Annotated in this window: 21 protein-coding genes and 3 tRNA genes; 13 read left to right on the top strand and 11 right to left on the bottom strand. The window is 72.5% G+C overall.

The features are described from left to right. Positions 1–31: 31 nt before the first annotated feature. Genes AC2D80_RS13825 through AC2D80_RS13805 form a run of 5 tightly spaced genes read right to left on the bottom strand, consistent with a single transcriptional unit; the run spans position 32 to position 4,435 of the window. Positions 32–745: a response regulator transcription factor gene (locus tag AC2D80_RS13825; RefSeq protein WP_484633613.1), complete on the bottom strand. Its 714-nt coding sequence runs from the start codon at positions 743–745 to the stop codon at positions 32–34. Next, entirely contained in the window at positions 726–2,165 is a 1,440-nt protein-coding gene (locus AC2D80_RS13820) for a sensor histidine kinase (RefSeq protein ID WP_484633612.1), read from the bottom strand. Before AC2D80_RS13820 ends, AC2D80_RS13825 begins: the two co-directional genes overlap by 20 nt. A gap of 44 nt (positions 2,166–2,209) precedes the next feature. Continuing rightward, a complete protein-coding gene (locus AC2D80_RS13815) occupies positions 2,210–3,358 on the bottom strand; it encodes a DNA alkylation repair protein (RefSeq protein WP_484633611.1) in 1,149 nt (382 codons plus the stop codon). Further along, a complete protein-coding gene (locus tag AC2D80_RS13810) occupies positions 3,351–3,905 on the bottom strand; it encodes a CinA family protein (RefSeq protein WP_484633610.1) in 555 nt (184 codons plus the stop codon). The genes AC2D80_RS13815 and AC2D80_RS13810 overlap by 8 nt, the downstream gene beginning before the upstream one ends. A gap of 11 nt (positions 3,906–3,916) precedes the next feature. Then, the gene (locus AC2D80_RS13805) at positions 3,917–4,435 is read right to left on the bottom strand and encodes a phosphatidylglycerophosphatase A family protein (protein ID WP_484633609.1); all 519 of its coding nucleotides are present in this window, start codon (positions 4,433–4,435) and stop codon (positions 3,917–3,919) included. A gap of 51 nt (positions 4,436–4,486) precedes the next feature. Between AC2D80_RS13805 and AC2D80_RS13800 the strand changes: the two genes are divergently transcribed. After that, positions 4,487–6,046: a hypothetical protein gene (locus tag AC2D80_RS13800; RefSeq protein ID WP_484633608.1), complete on the top strand. Its 1,560-nt coding sequence runs from the start codon at positions 4,487–4,489 to the stop codon at positions 6,044–6,046. A 28-nt stretch (positions 6,047–6,074) separates the two neighbouring features. Here AC2D80_RS13800 and AC2D80_RS13795 read toward each other — a convergent pair whose 3' ends face one another. The 5 genes from AC2D80_RS13795 to apaG all read right to left on the bottom strand — a co-directional run bounded on the left by AC2D80_RS13795 (position 6,075) and on the right by apaG (position 11,242). Further along, a complete protein-coding gene (locus tag AC2D80_RS13795; protein WP_484633607.1) occupies positions 6,075–7,022 on the bottom strand; it encodes a S8 family serine peptidase in 948 nt (315 codons plus the stop codon). A gap of 27 nt (positions 7,023–7,049) precedes the next feature. Next, positions 7,050–7,682 carry a hypothetical protein gene (locus tag AC2D80_RS13790; protein WP_484633606.1) on the bottom strand — a complete coding sequence of 211 codons (633 nt, stop codon included), beginning with the start codon at positions 7,680–7,682 and terminating at the stop codon, positions 7,050–7,052. A gap of 147 nt (positions 7,683–7,829) precedes the next feature. Further along, positions 7,830–8,795, bottom strand: coding sequence for a thiamine-phosphate kinase (thiL, locus tag AC2D80_RS13785; protein WP_484633605.1), 966 nt, complete (start codon positions 8,793–8,795; stop codon positions 7,830–7,832). A 2-nt stretch (positions 8,796–8,797) separates the two neighbouring features. Then, positions 8,798–10,792 (bottom strand): site-specific recombinase, encoded by a 1,995-nt coding sequence (locus AC2D80_RS13780; RefSeq protein ID WP_484633604.1) that lies wholly within the window; start codon positions 10,790–10,792, stop codon positions 8,798–8,800. Positions 10,793–10,843: 51 nt separating this feature from the next. Beyond that, on the bottom strand, positions 10,844–11,242 hold the full coding sequence (gene apaG / locus AC2D80_RS13775; protein ID WP_484633603.1) for a Co2+/Mg2+ efflux protein ApaG: 399 nt from the start codon (positions 11,240–11,242) through the stop codon (positions 10,844–10,846). Between the two features lie 129 nt (positions 11,243–11,371). Between apaG and rpe the strand changes: the two genes are divergently transcribed. After that, the gene (rpe, locus tag AC2D80_RS13770; protein WP_484633602.1) at positions 11,372–12,058 is read left to right on the top strand and encodes a ribulose-phosphate 3-epimerase; all 687 of its coding nucleotides are present in this window, start codon (positions 11,372–11,374) and stop codon (positions 12,056–12,058) included. Next, positions 12,058–12,759 (top strand): phosphoglycolate phosphatase, encoded by a 702-nt coding sequence (gene gph, locus AC2D80_RS13765; RefSeq protein ID WP_484633601.1) that lies wholly within the window; start codon positions 12,058–12,060, stop codon positions 12,757–12,759. Before rpe ends, gph begins: the two co-directional genes overlap by 1 nt. On the opposite strand, the gene AC2D80_RS13760 is transcribed toward gph, so the two are convergent. Further along, the gene (locus AC2D80_RS13760; protein ID WP_484633600.1) at positions 12,733–13,338 is read right to left on the bottom strand and encodes a chalcone isomerase family protein; all 606 of its coding nucleotides are present in this window, start codon (positions 13,336–13,338) and stop codon (positions 12,733–12,735) included. The genes gph and AC2D80_RS13760 overlap by 27 nt on opposite strands. A gap of 430 nt (positions 13,339–13,768) precedes the next feature. Between AC2D80_RS13760 and trpE the strand changes: the two genes are divergently transcribed. The 10 genes from trpE (at position 13,769) to AC2D80_RS13710 (ending at position 20,732) form a co-directional block, all read left to right on the top strand. Then, positions 13,769–15,268: an anthranilate synthase component I gene (gene trpE, locus AC2D80_RS13755; RefSeq protein ID WP_484633599.1), complete on the top strand. Its 1,500-nt coding sequence runs from the start codon at positions 13,769–13,771 to the stop codon at positions 15,266–15,268. 104 nt (positions 15,269–15,372) lie between these two features. Further along, positions 15,373–15,945, top strand: coding sequence for an anthranilate synthase component II (locus AC2D80_RS13750; RefSeq protein WP_484633598.1), 573 nt, complete (start codon positions 15,373–15,375; stop codon positions 15,943–15,945). 62 nt (positions 15,946–16,007) lie between these two features. Further along, positions 16,008–17,072 (top strand): low-specificity L-threonine aldolase, encoded by a 1,065-nt coding sequence (gene ltaE, locus AC2D80_RS13745; RefSeq protein ID WP_484633726.1) that lies wholly within the window; start codon positions 16,008–16,010, stop codon positions 17,070–17,072. Between the two features lie 8 nt (positions 17,073–17,080). Continuing rightward, a complete protein-coding gene (locus tag AC2D80_RS13740; RefSeq protein WP_484633597.1) occupies positions 17,081–17,728 on the top strand; it encodes a LysE family translocator in 648 nt (215 codons plus the stop codon). Between the two features lie 17 nt (positions 17,729–17,745). Beyond that, on the top strand, positions 17,746–18,789 hold the full coding sequence (gene trpD, locus AC2D80_RS13735; protein WP_484633596.1) for an anthranilate phosphoribosyltransferase: 1,044 nt from the start codon (positions 17,746–17,748) through the stop codon (positions 18,787–18,789). Positions 18,790–18,809: 20 nt separating this feature from the next. Further along, positions 18,810–19,610: an indole-3-glycerol phosphate synthase TrpC gene (trpC, locus tag AC2D80_RS13730; protein ID WP_484633595.1), complete on the top strand. Its 801-nt coding sequence runs from the start codon at positions 18,810–18,812 to the stop codon at positions 19,608–19,610. A 3-nt stretch (positions 19,611–19,613) separates the two neighbouring features. After that, the gene (locus tag AC2D80_RS13725) at positions 19,614–20,318 is read left to right on the top strand and encodes a uracil-DNA glycosylase (RefSeq protein ID WP_484633594.1); all 705 of its coding nucleotides are present in this window, start codon (positions 19,614–19,616) and stop codon (positions 20,316–20,318) included. Between the two features lie 92 nt (positions 20,319–20,410). Further along, positions 20,411–20,496 (top strand) — tRNA-Tyr (locus tag AC2D80_RS13720). 26 nt (positions 20,497–20,522) lie between these two features. Then, positions 20,523–20,596: transfer RNA gene (locus tag AC2D80_RS13715), tRNA-Gly, on the top strand. A 61-nt stretch (positions 20,597–20,657) separates the two neighbouring features. Next, positions 20,658–20,732: transfer RNA gene (locus tag AC2D80_RS13710), tRNA-Thr, on the top strand. Positions 20,733–20,819: the final 87 nt, after the last annotated feature.

Genomic DNA, 20,819 nt, shown 5'->3' with positions numbered 1-20,819 from the left:
GCCAGATGACAGCGCGACCGCGCGCGCCGCCTCAGGGGGTCGCTGGCGCTTCCAGCCGGTAGCCCAGACCGCGCACGGTGTGGATCAGCGCGCGGGGGTGGCCGTCGTCGATCTTGCTGCGCAGGCGGCGGATATACACATCCACCACGTTGGTCAGGGGGTCCTGGTGTTCGCCCCACACCGTGGCCAGGATGCGCTCGCGGCTGAACAGGCGGCCGGGGTGCGTCATCAGCAATTCCAGCAGCGCCAGTTCGCGGGCGGTGAGCGTCAGCGGCCGCTCGCCCCGCCGCGCCTGCATGCGTTCGCGGTCGAGCTCCAGGTCGTCCACCACGAGACGGCGCCCGCGCACCGGGCCGAGCGCCGGGCCGCGGCGGCCCAGGGCCTCCAGCCGCGCGAGCAGTTCTTCAAACGCGAAGGGCTTGACGAGGTAGTCGTCCGCGCCGCGGCGCAGCCCGCCCACGCGGTCCTCGGTGTCGCCGAGCGCGCTGAGCATGAGCACCGGCAGCGACACGCCCTCGGCCCGCAGCGTCTCGCACAGGGCCAGGCCGCTCATGTCGGGCAGCATCACGTCGAGCACGATGACCGCCGGCGCGCCGTCGGCGGCGGCGTCGCGCGCCAGCGCGCGCGCGGCCCGCAGCCCCTCGTCGCCCCGCCGGGCGAGGGTCACGTGGTAGCCCTCGGCGCGCAGGCCACGCTCCAGAAAATCCGCCACGCGGGCGTCGTCTTCAACGATCAGCAGGCGCATCGTCATCGTCCTCCAACGGGGGCAGGGTCAGGGTGGCGCGGGTGCCGGCGCCGGGCGCGCTGCCCAGGTCGAGCGAGCCGCCGTGGGCCAGCGCGATGTCGCGCGCCAGCGGCAGGCCCAGGCCGCTGCCCTCGGGCCGCCGCTCGCGCGCCGCGGCGCCGCGGAAGCGCCGTTCGAACACGTGGGGCAGCTCGTCGGCGCCAATGCCCACGCCGGTGTCGTCGATCACCACCCGCCACAGACCCGGCGGGCGGCTGGCGCTGATCCGCACCCGGCCGCCGGCGGGCGTGTAGTGCACCGCGTTGTCGAGCAGCACCATGAACAGCTGCCGCAGGCGTTGCGCGTCGGCGCGCAGGACCACGGGCTCGTGGTCGCCGTCCGTGTCGATGGTCACGCCGCGCGCCGCGGCCAGCGCGCGGGCCTGGTCGATGGCGGCGCGCAGCACGGCGCTGCCGTCGGTGCGCGCGGGCCGCAGGCCGAGCCGGTCGGTGTCGCTGCGGGCCACGGCCAGCAGGTCGTCGATCACGTGGCCCAGGTGGCCGGCGGCCTCCACGATGCGCGCCAGCGCCGCGCGGTAGTCCTCGGTCGCGCGCGGCCCGCCGCGCAGCGCGATCTCCGCTTCGCCGCGGATGGCGGTGGTGGGGGTGCGCAACTCGTGGCTCACGTCCGCCAGCAGGCGCTGGCGTCGCGCGTCCAGCGCCTGCAGGCGGGTCAGCGCGTCCTGCAGTTCGGCGGTCCGCGCATCGACCAGCGCGCTCAGTCGTTCCCGCGCGCTGGCTTCGTCGGCCCGGCGCTGTTGCAGTTCGCCGGCCAGGGCGTTGACGCGCCGGGCCAGGCGGGCGAATTCGTCGTCGCCGCCGGCCGGGATGCGGTGCGACAGGTCGCCGGCCTGCAGCGCGGTGGCGCCGTCGCTGAGTTGCTCCAGCGGGCGGCGCAGCGCGCGCGAAAAGTGCACCGCCAGCAGCGCCGCGGCCAGCGCCAGCGTGAGGGTGGCGCCCAGCGCCAGGCCGCGGACCAGGCGCAGCGAATCGTCGGCGGCGCGGCGCTTGTCGGCCACGGCGGCCCGCTCGCGGACCAGGCTGTCGTCGAGCAGCGGGCGCAGCGGGCGGCCGTCCGCCAACGCGGCGCGCAGGGCGGTGATGGCCTCCTCCCGGGCCCGGGTCAGTTCGCCGCCGGCCGCGCCGGGCTCGATCGCCCGCGCGGCGGTGACCCGCGCGGCCAGCCGGTCGAGTTCGGCGCTGTCGAGCCCGTCGGCCGGCCAGCGCTTGAGGGCCTGAAAGGCCAGCAGGATGTCGCTGGCCACGCGGCCGCGCTCGACCTGTCGCGCGGCGGTGTCGATCGCCCACCAGGCCACCGCGCCCTGCACGAGCGCCATCAGGGCGATCAGGCCCCAGGCCCAAAGGAGTCGGCGTTGAAACATGGTGCCCGGTGGAGTGGCCCGCGGCGCGGCGGTTCCCGGCGGGCTCAGGAATCCGCGGCCAGCAGCACGAACGGTGCCTCGGCCACGACCGTGCCATTGACCTGCAGCGCCACGCGGTGTTCGCCGGGATAGAGCCGGCGTGTGCTGACCTCCCGCAGCGCATGCACGCGCACCCGCTGCTCGACCTCGCCGGCGGCCAGGTCGAGCGTCCAGCCCTTGAAGACCTTGGGCGAGGTGCCGCCGCGGGCGCGCTGGTGGTGCACCACGAGGTCGACCACGGCCCGGGTGGCGCGGTGCGCGCGCAGGCGGGCGGTGATCGTGAGCGCGCCGCCGATGGGCACGGCCGCGCGGTCCAGCGCGAGGCTGGCCTCACCGTCGAAGCCGGGCGTGAGGCCCCAGGCGCGCAGCGTGGCCGGGTGGCCGGCCTTGATCAGGCCGCGGCTGGCGTGGCGCAGCAAGGCCTCGCGCGCCGGGCTGGCGCCGGGGCGGTGGCGCGCCACCCACTCGGCCACGCGCGCGGGGTGGTCCTTGGCGATGTCGTTGAGGTGGTTGGCGACGCTGCGCCGCACGTAGGCGCTGGCATCGTCCTGCAGGGCCGCCAGCAGCGGCAGCGCGGGCGTCGGGTCGGCGATGGCGGCCTGCAGGCGCAGACCCCAGGGCAGGCGCGGCCGGCTGCCTTCGCTCACCAGGCGGCGCACGTGGGCGCTGTCGTCGTCCACCCAGCGCCGCAGCACCGGCCACACCGCCTCGGGCGCGTGGGCGAGGAAGGGCCGGATGGCGAACTCGGCGGTGAAGCGCTGGGTGATGGCGTGCAGGCCCGCCAGGGCGCGCGGCACGTCGTGCGCGCCGGCGCGCACCACCCACTCACCCACGCCCCACAGCGCCCAGCCGGCGATGCCATCGGGGTGCAGCCCGTCCTGCAGGCCGACCGGCTCGCCCTGCGCGTCCAGCGGGAGCGGCGGGGCCAGCGCGTCGCACACCACGCCCAGCGCCCGGTCGAACGCCGGGGGCAGGGTGGCTTGCAGCGCGTCGGCCAGGCGGTGGGCGCGTGCCTTGAATTCCAGCGCGTCCAGACCGTCGGTGGCCAGGGCGGTGAAGCGCGCGGCGTCGAAGGCGGGCCAGGCGCGGTGCAGGTGGTGCGCGGTGTGGGCCACGCGCGCCGGGTTGATCAGCAGTTTGAACGCCTCAGCCACCGCCGGACCCCGGCAGGCGCGTCAGCAGCCCGGCCAGCGCGTGGGCCGTGGCGGCGCGGCGCACGGCGGCGCGGTCGCCGGGGAACTGGCAGCGCTCGGTGTGGCTGCCGGCGGGCGTGGCCCAGCCGAACCAGACCGTGCCCACCGGTTTGGTCGCGCTGCCGCCGCCCGGGCCGGCCACGCCGGTGACGGACAGCGCCACCGCCACGCCGGCCCGGGCGCGCGCGCCCTCGGCCATGGCGCGGGCCACGGGCTCGCTCACCGCGCCGTGGGCCTCGATGAGCGCGGCCGGCACGCCGAGCAGCTCGGTCTTGGCGTCGTTGGAGTAGGTCACGAAGCCACGCTCGAACCAGTCGCTGGAGCCGGCGCGGTCGGTGCAGGCAGCGGCGATCAGCCCGCCGGTGCAGCTCTCGGCGGTGGCCACGCGCCAGGCGCGCGCGCGCAGGCTGGCGTCGAGCGCGGCGACGAGCGCGGCGACGGGTGCGGCGGCGTCGGGGGCCTCCGGGGCCTCCGGGGCCGCGGGCGTGTGGGGTTCGGTGGGACGCATGGCGGCGGCGCTCAGAAACGCCAGATGGCGATCACCAGCAGCGTGCACAGCGCGGCGGCGAGGTCGTCGAGCAGGATGCCGAAGCCGCCGCGGGGGCCAAAGCCTTTGAAGCTTCGGTCGGCCCAGGCCATGGGGCCGATCTTGACGGCGTCAAACAGGCGGAACAGCGCAAAGGCCACGATCTGCGCCAGCAGCCCGGCCGGCATGATCAGCCAGAGCACGATCCAGAAGGCGACGATCTCGTCCCAGACGATGTGGCCCGAGTCGGCGATCGCCATGTGCCGGGCGGTCACGGTGCAGGCCCACCAGCCCACGGCGAGGGCCACCAGAATGAGGGCGGCCCAGCCGAGCGGGCTGAGCAGCGGCTGCAGCAGGAGAAACGCGACCCAGCCCCAGAGGGTGCCGGCGGTACCGGGGGCGCGCCGCGCGAGCCCGGCGCCGGCGCCCAGCGCGATGAAGTGCGCAGGGTGGGCGAACAGGAAGCGCGCGTCCGGGCGCAGCACGGGGGTGGAGGGTATCGCGTCGGCCATCGGCGAATTATCGGCGGCGGGGCAGCCCGTCCGGGCGGCGCAGGAGGGTCCATGGAACAGGCCAGCGGGGCGGCGCTCAGCGCCATCGTGATCGGGGTGGTGTTGTCCGCGGGCGTGGCGGCGCTGCTGGTGGCGGCCTACCGCCGCCGCTTGCTCGCGCTCATGGCGGGCAGCGCGTCGGCCGGCGGCCATGAGGTGGCGCTGGAGGGGCCTGGCGCGTGGCCGACCCGCGCCCCGGTGGCCCCCGACGCGGCGGCCCAGCGCGCGGCCGAGCGGCGCGTGGGGGCGGTGATCGCGCTGACCGGGGCGCTGGTGGCGCTGTCGCAGGCGGTGCTGGCCCTGGCCTTGGTGTATCCCGAGGGTGGGCTCACGCCGGCGCGGGCGGCGGTGCTGGGGCTGGTCTATGCGTGGCCGACCGTGCTGACCTGGGGCCTGTGGCGGCGCTGGTCGTGGGCGCGCACCTGGGCGGCGGTGGGCGTGTACCTGCTGGGTGTGCTGGCGGTGGTGCTGTGGCGCTCGGTGGTGCCGCAACCGCTGGCCACCGCGGGCTGGCTCGCGGGGCTGGTGGTGTTGCCGGTGGCGGTGACGGCGCTCATCGGCGCGAGCGGCCGGCTGCGGGCGGCGGCGCCCTATGTGTTGCCGTTTGGACTGGCCCTGGCCGGCGCGAGCACGCTGGCGCTGGGCGCATTGGCGGCGCAGGTGCAGTCACCGCCGGCGTGGATGGTCGCGGCGGTGGAGGCGGTGGGCGCCTGGCCGGCGATCGCGCTGGTGGCGCTGGCGCCGTGGCTGGCCGTGCTGCCGCTGGCCTGGTGGGGCGCGCGGGCGCTGGCCCGGGCCTACGCGGCCCAGCGCTTTTCCGACCTCACGTACCAGACCGCCGCGTGGTGGGCGGTGGTGCTGGTGGCCAGCGCGCTGCCGGCCTGGGAGGGGCGCGGTGCGGTGGGCTGGGTGGTGGCCGTGCCCTGGGTCTGGGTGCTGGTGGTGCCGTGGCTGGCGCGCGGCTGGGTCCGGCCGCGTGGCCCGGCGCCCACGCTGCTGGTGCTGCGGGTGTTTCAGCGCGACGCGGCGGTGGGGGCCTTGTTCGACCGGGTGGTGGAGCGGTGGCGAGTCCACGGGCCGGTGGTGTTGATCGCCGGCACCGACCTGCTGGGCCGCACGCTCGATCCGGACGACTTGTTCACCTTCCTCGATCGCCGCCTGGCCGGCCGCTTCCTGCACGACGCCGGCGGCGTGCGCGACTGGCTGGCCGCGCTGCCCGCCGCGCCAGACCCGGACGGGCGCTACCGCGTGAGCGAGGCCCACGGCACCGACGCCAGCTGGCGGCTGGTGCTGGCCGGTCTGGTGGCGCGCAGCGACGCGGTGCTGATGGACCTGCGCGGCTTCGAGGCTCGCCACGCGGGCTGCCGCCACGAGCTGCGCGTGCTCGCCGCCGCAGCGGGGCCGTTGCGGGTCACGGTGCTGGTGGACGCGCACACCGACCGCGCCACCGCCGCGGCCGACACGGCGGGCGCGCCGGCGGGGCGCTTCGTGTGGCTCGACACGCCCCGGCTGGACGGGGCGGCGGTGGCGCGCACGCTGGGCGCCGTGATGCGGGCGTCGACGGCCGGCTGATCGCGGGCGTTCGCGCGACGCCGGTGCGTCAGCGGATCGCCTGCGGCGCCAGCGCGCGCGACAGGCTCGCCTCGCCGCGGCCGTGCAGCGTGGCGCGGTAGCCGGCGATCGTGTCCTGGCGGGCGGTGTTGAGCAGCTGGTTGGTGATCTGGGTGGGCGTGGCCGAGGTGAACTTGCTGCCCAGCACCGCGGCGTAGCCGCTGACGATGGGCGCGGCGAAGGACGTGCCGTACAGGCCGGTGGCCTGACCGGTCACACCCACCACCAGGAACTGGCGCTGCAGCGTGGCGTCGCTGCCCGGCGTATTTGAGTAACTGGCCAGTGACGCGCGGGCGGTGGTGGAGCCATGGGTGTTGAGCGCGCCCACGTAAATCGTGGACGCCGTGCCGCGCAGCGCAAGGTTGAGGTAGTCCGTCTGCCCCTGGCGGTTCGCGCCGGTCAGCGCGGTGCCGTCGTTGCCCGCGGCCTTCACCACCACCGCCTGCCCCTGGCGGGCGTAGCCAATGATGCTGTTCTCCTGGGCACTCCAGCGGATCTGGCTGGCCTGGTAACCCGCGCGGGCCATCATGCCGTAGCTCAGGTTGAGCACGTTGAGCCCGCGCTGCAGCGACACCGCGCTGCCGCTGGCGAAGTCGTGGCGGCGCACCGTGGCCAGCGGCGCAACCATGCCGGCCTCCATCGCGGTCCATTCGCCATGGCGCAGGCGCTGGGTGGTCGTGCCGAGCCGGCCGGTCGAGGTGGAGGCGCTGCGGAAGTCGTCCACGACGGTGATGGTGGTGCCCTGGCCGCGCCAGCCCTGGCGCCACGCCGCGCCCACGTCGCTGTGCATCCAGGCAGGCGTGGCGGCGTTCAGCAGGCTCGCCTCGGCGTCGAGACCGGCGCCGGTGTCTTGGGCGTGCGCGGGGAGCGCTGCGCATGTGGTGAAGGCCAGGGCCAGGAGCGCGCTGGGGCGGCGGGCGGGGCGGGTGGTGTTCATGGTGGGCCTTGGTGGGGGTGAAAAGGATCAGAAGGCGTGGGACCAGCGCAGCGCGATCCGCGTGCGCCCGCCGGGTTTTTCGTTCAGCAGGTAATCCAGCGTCTGGGCGGGCGGCAGCTCGCTCGCGGCGAGCCGGCAGTTGACCGCCTGCACGCCGCCGATGTCGCCGTAGTCGGCCGTGCAGGCGCGCTCGCGCAAGCGGCCGCCGAGGACGGTGGTGACCTGCACCGACCAGCGGGTGCGCGGGCCCTGTTCGCCGATGAGCAGCAGGCCGAGCCGCAGGCTGGGGTCGATGCGGTACTTCTCGCCGCGCTCGCCGGTGGACACGCCCCAGATCAGTCCCAGGTGCGGGCGCAGGGGCGTGAGAAACGACACCTCGGTGTCGGTCCAGGCGGGGCGATACCAGCGGCCGAAGTCGACCCAGCCGCCGCCGGCGAGCTCAAAGCCCTGGCGGCTGATGTCGCGCACCCGGGCCGAGGCGGCGGTGCCTTGCTGCAGCCCGATCACCTGGGTGCGGTGGGCCTCGGCCGGCACCAGCGCGGGCCAACCGGCCAGCGCGCCGCCGCCCGGCGCGGCGAGCAGCGCGGCCAACGCCCACGGCACGGCGCGCCGCGCGCGCAGCGCGGGGCGTCCGGGGACATGGAAGCGGGGTGGCGTCATGGCTCGGCGGGCGTGTGTGCGCGCTCGATCGGCGCGCCACCCGGTGGGCTTGAGGCCGTCGGCGCCACCACCCGCCCGCGGCGAGAGATTTGCCACACCCGCGCCGCCGGCGGCGGACGAACGGTCAGGCCGGTCGCGCGCCGCGCGTCAGCCGAAGTGGTCGAAGCCGCGCGCGACCAGCGGCTCCCGGGCGCCACCGACGGCAAGCAGCCACAGCCCGGCGTCCGCCTCGATCCGCCCGATGCGGGTCACCGGCGTGCCGCTGCGCAGGCCGGCGGCCTGCACGGCCTCGCGGGCGGCCGGATCGGCGGTGAACAGCAGCTCGTAGTCGTCGCCGCCGGCGAGCAGGCAGGCGCGACGCGAGGCGGCGTCGAGGCCCGCCAGCGCGGGCGCGACCGGCAGGGCCGTTTCGTCAATGACCGCGCCCACGCCGCTGGCCGCGAGGATGTGGCCGAGGTCGCCGGCCAGGCCATCGCTCACGTCCAGCGCCGCGCGCGCCACGCCGGCCAGCGCGCGCCCGAGCCCCACGCGCGGCGTCGGCCGGTCCATGCGAGCGGCCACGGTGCCGAGCGCGTCGCGCGCGCCGCGCGCCCAGGCTTCGTCGCGGCGGATCGCCAGCGCCAGCCGGGCCTCGCCGGTGCGGCCGCTGAGCCACAGGTCGTCGCCCGGGCGGGCCGCGTCGCGCCGCAGGGCCTGGCCGGGCTCGACCTCGCCCATCACGGTCAGCGACAGGGTGAGCGGACCGCGCGTGGTGTCGCCGCCGATCAGCGGGCAAGCGTGGGCGTCGGCCAGCGCGAACAGGCCGCGCGCGAACGCGCCGAGCCAAGCCTCGTCCACCGCCGGCAGGGCCAGGGCGAGGGTCACCCCCAACGGCCGTGCGCCCATGGCGGCGAGGTCGCTCAGGTTCACGGCCAGCGCCTTGTGGCCCAGGGCCTCGGGCTCGGCGCCCGCGAAGAAGTGGCGACCCTCGACCAGCATGTCGGTGGAGATGGCGAGCTGGTGGCCGGGGCTCGGTTGCAGCAACGCCGCGTCGTCGCCCACGCCGAGCACCACCGCGCCGCCCGCCGGGGCGGGTCGGGTGAAGTGGCGGCGGATCAGGTCGAACTCACCCATGCTCAGGCCGCCGGGCGGGAGGTATCCGGCGCCGCGTCGGGCGGCGGCATGAGGAAACTCGCCGGCGCGCGGCGCAGGCGCTGGCGAATGGCCGCGCGGATCAGCCCGCGGTTGCCGGGGCTGATGGCCTGCGCCTGAAGCGCCAGCCGGAAGGCGAGGTAGAAGCTCACGGTCAGGTTGATCGGCCCCACCACCAGCACACCGGCCACCGCCCACCAGAACGCCGGTTCGCGCAGGACTTCCCAGCCCAGCGCGAAACCGGCGGCGCTGACCTGACCGGCCGACAAGGTGACATGGCGCACGTCCAGCCCCAGGCCAAAAAACTGGGCGAAGGCCGGCGTGAGGCCGAGCATGAAGCCCAGTGAGACGTTGGCGGCCAGGCCGGACACGTTGCGCCGCATGAAGGCCGCCCAGCGCGCGGCGCGCTCGCGTCCCAGCAGGCCGGTCCAGCGCGGGTTGTGGGCCATGGCCGAGTCGAGTCTGTGGAAGACGAACCAGTTCTCGATCCAGCCGGCGATGATGCTGGAGGCAAACAGCAGCACGCCGGTGAAGGCCGCGAACAGGGCGGTTGGGCCGAGCAGGTTCAGGCCCTCCAGCGTGTGGCGGGCCTTTTCCTCGCCGATCATGGCGGTGCCGGTGGTGATGTGCAGCACCGCGCTGATCAGCAGCACCACCGGAATCACCAGCCCGATGTTGCCCAGGATGGCCGCGATCTGGGAGCGGAACAGGTGCGCGACCTCGTCCACGAAACGCTCGACCGCGCCGTCGGCCTTGATGTCGCGCAGCTTGGCCACCATCGCCGGGGCGGTCACGGCCGGCTGCTTGGTGGCCACCGTGAGGTGCAGCAGCATGATCAGCACGAAGGACGTGGCGTAGTTCAGGCCGGCCGCGAAGCCGCCCCAGAACGCCGACAGGCCCACGCCGGCGAGCGCGAACTTGACCCACGTGGTCAGACCCAGCACGGCGCCACCGCCCGCGGCTTTGCCAAGCATGTCGCGGTACTCGCTGGCGTTGCGGGTGATGTAGTGCTCGCCGCTTTCGGCGCTGCGCTCGGCCACCTTCGCGGCGGTGAGGTGCGCGCTGCTGGCCACCAGGGCGCGCAGGCTGCGGTTGTCGCGCCCGACCTGCGCCAGGTCGGCGAGCAAGCCCGCCGTGGCGCGTTCCGGTTCGGCGCTGTGCAGGCAGTCCAGCAGTTGCTTGATGCGCACGATGCGCTCGCGCAGCTGGCGCAGGCGGAAGACGATGCCCACGGACACGCCGTGCTGGTCGAGGTGGGCGTACACCGTGTAGGCCGCGTGGCGGCAGGCGTCGAGCCGATCGATCAGCCGCTGGGCGGCGGCCCGCGCGGTTGCGCTGCGCACGCCGTCGGCCGCGGCCGCGGCGCGGAAGGCCTCGAAATCCACCGGCAGCTGATGGAACGCCCGCTCGGCCGCCGCCTGCGGCGACAGGCGCACGCGGATCTCGCTGGCAAAGCCGGTGGCGCTGACCTGGCTGACACAGAAGGTCAGCGCGTCCATCAGTTCGCCCTGCCAGCGTGCGGCGTCGGTCTCGGTCAGCAACACCGCGGACAGCCGTTGCAGCGTGGCGCGGTCGAGCGCCTTGATCCAGTGCGCGTCCGCGTCGCTGGGCAGCAGCAGGCCGAACAGCTCGGCCAGGTCGGTGGTCTCCGGCGTGCCGGGCAGCAGCTTGCGCCGCAGCCGATGACCGAACTCGCTGAGAAACGCGGTGCGCGGGGCGAAACCGTGGTCGGCCAGCAGCGGCGTGACGTCCACCGTCTCGCTGAACCGCTGCCACCAGACCCGCCAGCGCGCCAGCGCGGCCGGATCGTCGGCGAGCGTGTCGAGCGCCAGGCGCACGCGCGCCACCGCCGCGCTCGCGTCGCGCTCCTTCTCGCGCTCGGTGCCGCGCACCCAGCGCAACAGCTCGATCAGCCACAGGTGGCGTTGCGCCAACGGCGCGTCGGCGTCCATCGACGCCAGCAAGGTCGTCAGGCTCATGCGTTCACGGAATGGGGCGCGCCGCGGCGCGCCGGGTTGCTGGACAGCGGCTCAGTGGAGCACGCGCGCGATGACATCGCCACCGGCGCCATCGGCGCGCAGCGCAAAAGCCGCGACCGGCGCCTCGAAGCGCTCGCCGTCTTCGGCCACGCAGAAGAAGCTGCCGCGCATGCTGCCGGTCGGCGTGGCCAGCCGGGTGCCGCTGGTGTACTGGAACGACTCGCCCGGCCGCAGCAGCGGCTGGTGGCCCACCACGCCCAGGCCCTTGACCTCGTCGGTGTGGCCGCGCGCGTCGTCGATGATCCAGTGCCGCGCGATCAGCTGCGCCGTCACCTCGCCGGTGTTGGTGATGGTGATCGTGTAGGCGAACGCGTACTGGTCTTCCTCGGGCGCGGATTGCTCGCTCAGGTACTGCGGCTCGGCCTCGACGGTGAACAGGTATTTCGGCATGGGCGGCATGTTAACGCGGGCCTGCAAACCGCCGGAAGCCCTGCGAAAATGCGGGCTTCGCGCCGGCTTGACCCCCCGCGGCGCCCCACCGCCGCGGCGGTCGCCCGCGCACCGCCCCTGGAAATTCCCATGCCCTCAGACACCACCTTCCGCATCGCGCCGTCCATCCTCTCTGCCGATTTCGCCCGCCTGGGTGAGGAGGTCCGCACCGTCGTGGCCGCGGGCGCCGACTGGATCCATTTCGACGTGATGGACAACCACTACGTGCCCAACCTGACCTTCGGGCCGATGGTCTGCCAGGCGCTCAAGCCCCACGCGAAGAAGCCCGACGGCACGCCGGTGCCGATCGACGTGCACCTGATGGTCCAGCCGGTGGACGCGCTCGCGCAGGCGTTCGCCGACGCTGGCGCCGACCTCATCAGCTTCCACCCCGACGCCAGCACCCACGTGCACCGCAGCGTGCAGGCCATCAAGGCCCGCGGGCTCAAGGCCGGCCTCACCTTCAACCCCGCGGCCCCGCTGGATGTGCTGGACTGGCTGATCGATGACATCGACCTCATCCTCATCATGAGCGTGAACCCCGGCTTCGGCGGCCAGGGCTTCATCGACTCGGCGCTGCGCAAGATCGAGCTGGCCCGCCGCCGCATCGAGGCCAGCGGCCGCGACATCCGGCTGGAGGTGGATGGTGGCATCAAGCCGGACAACATCCGCCGCGTGGCCGACGCCGGCGCCGACACCTTCGTGGCCGGCAGTGCCATCTTCGGCAAGCCCGATTACCGCGCCGTGATCGACCAGATGCGCGCGGCGCTGCGGTGATGGCGACCCGCCCTGAAGAGGCGGCTGCCGCGCAGCGGTGGAGCGTGGGGGCCTTGATCATCGACCTCGACGGCACGATGGTCGACACGCTGGGCGACTTCGACGTGGCGCTCAATGCCACGCTGGCCGACCTCGGCCGCCCGCCGGTTGCGCGCGCCGACATCGAGCGCATGGTGGGCAAGGGTTCGGCCCACCTGATCCGCAGCGCCCTGCGCCACGGCGGCCTCGACGACAGCGGCGCCGCGGCGCTCCAGGACGCCGCCTGGGCGCGCTACCAGGCGCACTACCGCGCGTGCAATGGCGCCCACAGCGCGGTGTACCCCGGCGTGCTGGACGGCCTTCAGGTGCTGCGCGCCCGTGGCTTGCCGCTGGCCTGCCTCACCAACAAGCCGCGCGATTTCGCGCTGCCGCTGCTGCGCGCGAAGGGACTCGACGGCCACTTCGCCCACGTGTTTGGCGGCGACAGCTTCGAGCGCACCAAGCCCGACCCGCTGCCCGTCCGGCGCACCTGCGAAGCGCTCGGCGTGGCGCCGGCGGAGGTGCTGGTGGTGGGCGATTCGCAGAACGACGCGCTCGCCGCGCGCGGGGCCGGGTGTCGCGTGGCGCTGGTGCGCTACGGCTACAACCACGGCGAGCCGATCGAGCGCGCGCCGCACGACGCGCTGCTCGACTCTTTAGCGGCTCTGGACCGGCTGCTTTGACTTGCCCAGCAGGGCGTCCTTGAGCAGGTTGTCGGCCGGCTTGGGCCCCAGCCAAATGCGCATGAGCGCGTTGAAGAACTCGGGCTCCTTGAACGGCTGGCCCTCGACCTGGCCCTTGATGGTGAGCACCGTGCCCGTGCCCGGCACCCAGTCGATGATGAACGTCTCGCCGGCCAGCAGCTTCTTGTGTTTGCTGAATACCTCGCTCATGCGCAGCACGCCCGGAATCAGCTTGACGAACTCGCCGCGCTCCATGTTGTCTTCCATGCCGCGCGAAAACAGCTTGCCCAGTTCGCCGGAATCGATGTCGCGCAGCATCGTGATGGTCATGCGCTTGGGGCCGGGTGCGCCGAGCACACCGTCGGTGGTGTCGGCCTTCTGGGTGAGGTAGAGGCCAGCCGTGTAGACCTGAAAGATGGCCTTGAAGCGCACGCCCGCGCCGTTGAGCACCAGCGGGCTGCCCGCCACCGTGATGCGCTGGTCGAGTTTGACGCCGGCCACGTCGGTCACGTTGGCGTGGGCGGGGAGGGTCAGCAGGGTAGCCAGCGCGAGTGCGCCGGCGAGGGCCAGTCGTTTCATCGGAAATCCTGCGGTGGGAGGGTGGTGCGCTGCACAAGAATCGAACGGTCGTTCGCTGCGCGGGATTCTCCCGGCGCGCGGCCCGGGCCACACAGCGGGTTGATCCCTAAAACCAAAGCATGCGGGCGCTGGGGTCGTCCACGCGGTGTTCACCCGGTGTCGCCGCCCCCGCGCCGGGCCTTGGCGGGGCGTGCGCTTTGCTATAGTGCGGCCACCATGTCCCGTCTGAGCACGATCCCCCGCAGTGAGCTGCCGCGCCGCCCCGGCCGGGGAGCCTGGCCCTGGCGCAAGCCAGCGTAACGTGCCCCACCCCCTCCGGGAGGCCCCGGCCCCGCGCCGACGAGCCGCCTCCCCGCCGCGCGGTGATTCCCGCCGCTCCCCAGGACCCGACGCCCCGGCCCCATGACCGCCGGGCGCTGAAAGACGGAACATGATCACGGAACTCGAATTCAAGAGCCTGGCCCAGCAGGGCTACAACCGCATCCCGTTGATGCTCGAGGCCTTTGCCGACCTCGAAACCCCCCTCTCGCTCTACCTCAAACTGGCCCACGGCCGCGGCGACGGTGCCCACAGTTTTCTGCTGGAGTCCGTGGTCGGCGGCGAGCGCTTCGGGCGCTACAGCTTCATCGGCCTGCCCGCCCGCACCCTGCTGCGGGCCCGCGGCTTCGGCGATGCGGCGGTGACCGAAGTGGTGCGCGACGGCGAAGTCATCGAAACCGCGGGCGGCAACCCGCTGGACTTCATCGCGGCCTACCAGCAGCGCTTTCGCGTCGCGCTGCGGCCCGGGCTGCCGCGGTTCTGCGGCGGACTGGCCGGTTACTTCGGCTACGACGCGGTGCGCTACGTCGAGAAGAAGCTCGAAGCCAGTTGCCCGCCCGACACGCTGGGCTGCCCCGACATCCTGCTGCTGCAGTGCGAAGAGCTGGCGGTCATCGACAACCTGTCCGGCAAGCTCTACCTCATCGTCTACGCCGACCCCGGCCAGCCCGAGGCCTACAGCGCCGCCAAGAAGCGTCTGCGCGAACTCAAGGAATCCCTCAAATACTCGGTGAGCGCCCCGCAGGTGAAAGCCACGCAGCCGCACCCCGCCGAGCGCGGCTTCGCCAAGGCCGATTACCTGGCCGCTGTCGAGCGCGCCAAGGAACTGATCGCCGCAGGCGATTTCATGCAGGTGCAGGTCGGTCAGCGCATCAGCAAGCGGTACACCGAATCGCCGCTCTCGCTGTACCGCGCGCTGCGCTCGCTCAACCCGTCGCCGTACATGTATTACTACCATTTCGGCGATTTCCACGTGGTCGGGGCGAGTCCGGAGATTCTGGTGCGCCAGGAGCGCACCGACGAAGGCACCAAGGTCACGATCCGTCCCCTGGCCGGCACCCGCCCGCGCGGCGCCACGCCCGAGAAGGACAAGGCCGCCGAGCTCGAGCTGGTCAACGACCCGAAGGAGCGCGCGGAACACGTGATGCTGATTGATCTGGCGCGCAACGACATCGGCCGCATCGCGCAGATCGGCAGCGTCAAGGTCACCGAGGCGTTTGTCGTCGAGCGCTACAGCCACGTGATGCACATCGTGAGCAACGTGGAAGGCCTGTTGCACGAAGGCATGACCAACATGGATGTGCTCAAGGCCACCTTCCCCGCCGGGACGCTCACCGGCGCGCCCAAGGTCCACGCCATGGAACTGATCGATCAGCTCGAACCGGTCAAGCGCGGCATCTACGGGGGGGCCTGCGGCTACCTCAGCTACGCCGGCGACATGGACCTGGCCATCGCCATCCGCACCGCCATCGTCAAGGACCAGACGCTGCACGTGCAGGCCGCGGCCGGCGTGGTGGCCGACTCGGTGCCCGAGATGGAATGGCGGGAGACCGAACACAAGGCGCGCGCGCTGCTGCGCGCGGCCGAACTGGTGGAGGAGGGGCTGGAATGAGTCTCAACAGACTGAACGACGCCGGGCCGCCCCAAGGCGTTCAAGCCCCCTCGGGGGGCAGCGACCCACGCGCAGCGGGGGAGCGTGGGGGCCCGCGTGTCCTCATGGTGGACAACTACGACTCGTTCACCTTCAACATCGTCCAGTACCTCGGCGAGCTCGGCGCGCGGGTGACTGTGGTTCGCAACGACGAGGTGGGCGTGGACGAGCTGCAGCGCCGCTTCGAGGCCGGCGAAATCGACCGGCTCGTCATCTCGCCCGGTCCGTGCTCGCCCGCCGAGGCCGGCATCTCGGTCCCGGCCATCCGCCATTTCGCCGGCAAGCTGCCCATCCTGGGCGTGTGTCTGGGGCACCAGAGCATCGGCGCGGCCCTGGGCGGCACCATCGTGCGCGCCCAGCAGCTCATGCACGGCAAGACCAGCGAGATCACGACGACCCAGCGCGGCGTGTTCGCGGGGCTGCCGGCGCGATTCACCGTCAACCGCTACCACTCGCTGGCCATCCGCCGCAGCGATTGCCCGGCGGAACTCGAGGTCACGGCCTGGACCGACGACGGCGAGATCATGGGCGTGAAGCACAAGACGCTGGCCATCGAAGGGGTGCAGTTCCACCCGGAAAGCATCCTCACCGAACACGGCCACGCCATGCTCAAGAACTTCCTGGAGCAAACGCCGTGAGCCCATCCCCCGCCGATTCGCGCCCCGGCGGCGCGGCGTCCCCGGTGGGCTTTGGGACCGGCGTGGTGGACCTGCGCAGCGACACCGTGACGCAGCCCACGGCGGCGATGCGCGAGGCGATGTTTGCCGCGCCACTGGGCGACGATGTGTTCGGCGACGATCCGTCGGTGAATGCGCTGCAGGACAAGATCGCCGCGATCACCGGCAAGCCGGCCGCGCTCTTCATGGCCAGCGGCACGCAGAGCAACCTGTGCGCGATCATGGCCCACTGCGCCCGGGGCGACGAATACCTGGTCGGCCAACTGGCCCACACCTACCGCTATGAAGGCGGCGGTGCGGCGGTGCTGGGCAGCATTCAGCCACAGCCGCTGCCTCAGGACGCGCAGGGCCGCCTGAGTGCGGCCGACGTGCGAGCGGCCATCAAGCCCGACGACCCGCACTTCGCGCGCACCCGCCTGCTCTGCCTGGAAAACACCTGGAACGGCCACCCCATGCCGGCGGCCTACCTCGACGAGCTCACCACGCTCGCGCGGCAGCATGGCCTGGCCACTCACCTCGACGGCGCCCGCGTGTTCAATGCCGCCGTGGCCGACGCCGGACCAGGCGGCGATACGTTCGCCGCCTTGCGTGCGATCACCGACCGCTTTGACAGCGTGTCTGTCTGCTTCAGCAAGGGGCTGGGCGCCCCGGTGGGCTCGGCCCTGTGCGGCTCCCACGCGCTCGTGGCCTCGGCCCGGCGCTGGCGCAAGATGCTGGGCGGCGGGTTGCGCCAATCGGGGTTGCTGGCCGCCGCCGCGTCGCACGCGTTGGAGCACCATGTGCACCGGCTGGCCGACGACCACGCCCTGGCCCAGCGGCTGGCCGAGGGCCTGAGCGGACTGCCGGGGCTGCGCGTGCGCTCGGCCGCCACCAACATCGTGTTTCTCGACGTCGATGACGACCGCGGCCCGGCGTTGCTGGCGCACCTGCGCACCCGCGGCGTGCTGGCCACCGGCCTGATCGGGCTGCGCTTCGTCACCCACCTCGGCGTGGACGCCGCCGGCATCGACCGGGCGATCGCTGCGGTGCGCGAGTTCGCCACGCAGCCTGCCGATGCGCCGGTGCCGGCATCCACCGGCGTGTACTGAGCATTTCCATGCCCGACGCTTCCCAGCTCCTGCTGTTCATGGCTGCCGGCTGGCTGCTCAACCTCACGCCCGGGCCGGACGTGCTGTGCATCGTCAGCACCTCGCTGCGCCACGGTGCCCGCGCCGGGGCGGTGGCGGCGCTGGGCATCTTCGCCGGCTGCTTCGTGCACGTGGCGATCGCCACCGTGGGGCTGGGTGCGTTGCTGGCCACCTCGGCCACCGCCTTCACGGCGTTGAAATGGATCGGGGCAGCCTACCTGCTCGTCATGGGCGTTCGGCTGCTGCGCGCACCCGCCCCGGCGCCGGGCCAGACGCCGCCCGCGGCCTTCGAGCCGGCTCCACTGGGGCGCGTGTTCCGCAACGGCTTCCTCACGAACGTGCTCAACCCCAAGGTCGCGTTGTTTTTCCTGGCCTTTCTGCCCCAGTTCATCGACCCGGCCACGCCGAACAAGACCATCGCCTTCTTGCTGCTGGGGCTGATCTTCAGCATCAACGCGCTGCCGGTGACGCTGGGCTACGCCGCGCTGGCCGCCTGGGCCGCGCCACGCCTGCAGCGCGCCATGACGGCGCTCGACCGTGTGGCTGGTGCGCTGTTCATCGGCTTCGGCCTGCGCCTGGCCTTCACCGACGCCCCGGCCGCCACCCCTGCCCCCTGACCGACGGAGACACCGCCATGCCCCACAGCCACAAGATCACCCCGCAGGAAGCCCTGCAGCGCACGATCGAGCACCGCGAGATCTTTCACGACGAGATGCTGCATCTCATGCGCCTGATCATGGGCGGCGAGATGTCGCCGGTGATGATGGCTGCGCTGATCACCGGCCTGCGCGTGAAGAAAGAGACCATCGGCGAGATCACCGCGGCCGCGCAGGTGATGCGCGAGTTCTCGACCAAGGTCCATGTGGCGGACAAGACCCACCTGGTCGACATCGTGGGCACCGGTGGCGACGGCTCGCACACCTTCAACATCTCGACCTGCAGCATGTTCGTCGCCGCCGCCGCTGGCGCGCGCGTGAGCAAACACGGGGGGCGCAGCGTCTCCAGCAAGAGCGGCAGCGCCGATGTGCTCGAAAGCCTGGGCGTCAACATCAACCTCACGCCCGACCAGATCGCCCGCTGCATCGAGCAGGTCGGTGTGGGCTTCATGTTCGCGCCCAACCACCACCCGGCGATGAAGAACGTGGCGCCCGTGCGCAAGGAGCTGGGCATCAAGACCATCTTCAACATCCTGGGCCCGCTGACCAACCCGGCCAGCGCGCCCAACATCCTCATGGGCGTGTTTCACCCCGATCTGGTCGGCATCCAGGTGCGTGCGCTGCAGCGGCTCGGCGCCGAGCACGCGGTCGTGGTCTACGGCCGCGACGGCATGGACGAAGTGTCCCTGGGCGCCGCGACCCTGGTCGGCGAGCTGCGCGATGGCGAAATCCTCGAGTACGAGATCCACCCCGAGGACTTCGGCCTGACCATGGCCAGCAACCGCGCCTTGCGCGTGGACACGCCCGAGGCCTCGCGCGCCATGCTGCTGGGCGTGCTCGACGGCCGAGACGATCCAGCCCTCAAGGCCGCCAGCGATATCGTGAGCCTCAACGCGGGCGTCGCGCTGTACGCCGCCAACGTGGTGCCCGACATGGCCGCGGGCGTGGCCCGCGCCCGCGAAGCACTGCGCTCCGGCGCCGCGCGCGCCAAGCTTGACCAGCTCAAGGCCTTTGCCGCCTGAGCGCTGCCCCGGAGTTCCCGATGAGCGACATCCTCAACCGCATCGTGGCGGTCAAACACGCAGAAGTGGCCGCCGCACGCGGTCGCAAATCCCTCGCCGCGGTCCGCGCCGACGCCGAGAGCCGGGTGCTGACGCGCGACTTCGAGGCCGCGTTGCGCCGCAAGATGGCCGCCGGGCAGGCGGCGGTGATCGCCGAGGTCAAAAAAGCCAGTCCGAGCAAAGGCGTGCTGCGCGAGGAATTCATTCCCGCCGACATTGCCCAGAGCTATGCCGAAGGCGACGGGGCGGTGAGTGCCGCCTGCCTGTCGGTGCTCACCGACCGCTCGTTCTTCCAGGGCAGCGCCGATTACCTCAAGCAGGCGCGCGCGAGTTGCGACCTGCCCGTGCTGCGCAAGGACTTCATGGTCGATCCGTACCAGGTGTACGAAGCCCGAGCCATGGGCGCCGACGCCATTCTGCTCATCGCCGCCTGCCTGGACGACGCGCAGATGGCTGACCTGGAGGCCATCGCGCGCGACCTGCACATGGCTGTGTTGGTGGAGGTGCACGACGGCGCCGAGCTCGACCGCGCGCTGCGCCTGAAGACGCCGCTGGTGGGCATCAACAACCGCAACCTGCGCACCTTTGACGTTTCGCTGCAGACCACCCTCGACCTGCTGCCTCGGGTGCCGGCCGACCGCCTGCTCATCACCGAGTCGGGCATCCTGGCCCGCGACGACGTGCGCCGGATGCGCGACGCCGGCGTGCATGCGTTCCTCGTGGGCGAAGCCTTCATGCGCGCGCCCGAACCCGGGCTGGCGCTGGCCGAATTGTTCGCCTGAGCGGTGTTTGCCGATCAGCGCCTGACCACCGTCGCTCCGGACGCCTGGCCCGTGGCGGCTGGATGGGCTCCGGTGCTGCGCGACTTCTGGGCTGGCGCCGCGGGCGTTGGCCTGCTCGACTTCTTGAAGGGGCGGCTGGCTGCCGGTGCCACGGTCTATCCGCCCGAGCCGCTGCGCGCGCTGCGCCTCACGCCGCCCGAGGCCGTGCGGGTGGTCATCCTCGGACAGGACCCCTATCACGGGCCGGGTCAGGCCGAAGGCCTGGCGTTTTCGGTGGCCCCGGGCGTGGCACCGCCGCCGAGCTTGCGCAACATCTTCGCGGAACGCCAGCGCGACCTCGCGCTGGCGCCGCCGTCTCACGGTTCACTGGCTGCCTGGGCGGCGCAAGGCGTGCTGCTGCTCAACACCTGCCTGACCGTCGAGGACGGCCAGCCCGCGAGTCACGCCAACCACGGTTGGGAAGCGCTCACTGACGCCGTGATGGCTCATTGCGCGGACCGTGGAGCGCCCAAGGCCTTCTTGCTGTGGGGTGCTCACGCCCAGCGCAAGGCCCCGCGGTTGGACGTGCGGCGTCACCTGCTGCTCACCGCCAACCACCCGTCTCCGCTGTCGGCACGGCGCGGACCCGCGCCGTTCCTCGGCTGTGGCCATTTCAGCGCCGTCAACCGGTGGCTCGTGGCGAACGGGGACGCGCCGATCGACTGGTGAGCGCTGTCCGGCGGGCCTTGGCGATCACCGCCGGCTTTTCAGGTCACTGGCGCGCCGTCAAAAAAGCGTGGCATAATGACGGGCTTCGCGACGGAGGGGTGCCCGAGTGGCTAAAGGGGGCAGACTGTAAATCTGTTGGCTTACGCCTACGCTGGTTCGAATCCAGCCTCCTCCACCAGCGATCGATGTGACATGCCAGCCCGGGCGGGAGTAGTTCAATGGTAGAACCCCAGCCTTCCAAGCTGATGACGCGGGTTCGATTCCCGTCTCCCGCTCCATGTGGCACCGGTCGGCGCGATGAAGTTTTGAGATGGTGAGGGCCCGAGGGTCTTGACCAATGCCCATGTGGCTCAGTGGTAGAGCACTCCCTTGGTAAGGGAGAGGTCGCGGGTCCGATTCCCGCCATGGGCACCACCCCTTTTTCTGTGTTTCGCCAAACTCGACTTTTGGAGCTGACCAAATGGCAAAAGAGAAATTCGAGCGGACCAAGCCGCACGTCAA

It is taken from the genome of Hydrogenophaga sp. T66 (assembly GCF_057219855.1).
This window is presented reverse-complemented; position numbering and strand designations above follow the sequence as displayed.

Bases quoted from the DNA above. Each gene is read 5' to 3' on its own strand.
- AC2D80_RS13810 (WP_484633610.1), bottom strand. From the start codon at position 3,905: ATGCGTCCCACCGAACCCCACACGCCCGCGGCCCCGGAGGCCCCGGAG.
- AC2D80_RS13750 (WP_484633598.1), top strand. From the start codon at position 15,373: ATGGTGGACAACTACGACTCGTTCACCTTCAACATCGTCCAGTACCTC.
- trpE (WP_484633599.1), top strand. From the start codon at position 13,769: ATGATCACGGAACTCGAATTCAAGAGCCTGGCCCAGCAGGGCTACAAC.
- gph (WP_484633601.1), top strand. From the start codon at position 12,058: ATGGCGACCCGCCCTGAAGAGGCGGCTGCCGCGCAGCGGTGGAGCGTG.
- AC2D80_RS13790 (WP_484633606.1), bottom strand. From the start codon at position 7,682: ATGACGCCACCCCGCTTCCATGTCCCCGGACGCCCCGCGCTGCGCGCG.
- thiL (WP_484633605.1), bottom strand. From the start codon at position 8,795: ATGGGTGAGTTCGACCTGATCCGCCGCCACTTCACCCGACCCGCCCCG.
- AC2D80_RS13780 (WP_484633604.1), bottom strand. From the start codon at position 10,792: ATGAGCCTGACGACCTTGCTGGCGTCGATGGACGCCGACGCGCCGTTG.
- AC2D80_RS13820 (WP_484633612.1), bottom strand. From the start codon at position 2,165: ATGTTTCAACGCCGACTCCTTTGGGCCTGGGGCCTGATCGCCCTGATG.
- AC2D80_RS13805 (WP_484633609.1), bottom strand. From the start codon at position 4,435: ATGGCCGACGCGATACCCTCCACCCCCGTGCTGCGCCCGGACGCGCGC.
- AC2D80_RS13795 (WP_484633607.1), bottom strand. From the start codon at position 7,022: ATGAACACCACCCGCCCCGCCCGCCGCCCCAGCGCGCTCCTGGCCCTG.
- AC2D80_RS13760 (WP_484633600.1), bottom strand. From the start codon at position 13,338: ATGAAACGACTGGCCCTCGCCGGCGCACTCGCGCTGGCTACCCTGCTG.
- AC2D80_RS13740 (WP_484633597.1), top strand. From the start codon at position 17,081: ATGCCCGACGCTTCCCAGCTCCTGCTGTTCATGGCTGCCGGCTGGCTG.
- apaG (WP_484633603.1), bottom strand. From the start codon at position 11,242: ATGCCGAAATACCTGTTCACCGTCGAGGCCGAGCCGCAGTACCTGAGC.
- AC2D80_RS13825 (WP_484633613.1), bottom strand. From the start codon at position 745: ATGCGCCTGCTGATCGTTGAAGACGACGCCCGCGTGGCGGATTTTCTG.
- rpe (WP_484633602.1), top strand. From the start codon at position 11,372: ATGCCCTCAGACACCACCTTCCGCATCGCGCCGTCCATCCTCTCTGCC.
- AC2D80_RS13800 (WP_484633608.1), top strand. From the start codon at position 4,487: ATGGAACAGGCCAGCGGGGCGGCGCTCAGCGCCATCGTGATCGGGGTG.
- trpC (WP_484633595.1), top strand. From the start codon at position 18,810: ATGAGCGACATCCTCAACCGCATCGTGGCGGTCAAACACGCAGAAGTG.
- trpD (WP_484633596.1), top strand. From the start codon at position 17,746: ATGCCCCACAGCCACAAGATCACCCCGCAGGAAGCCCTGCAGCGCACG.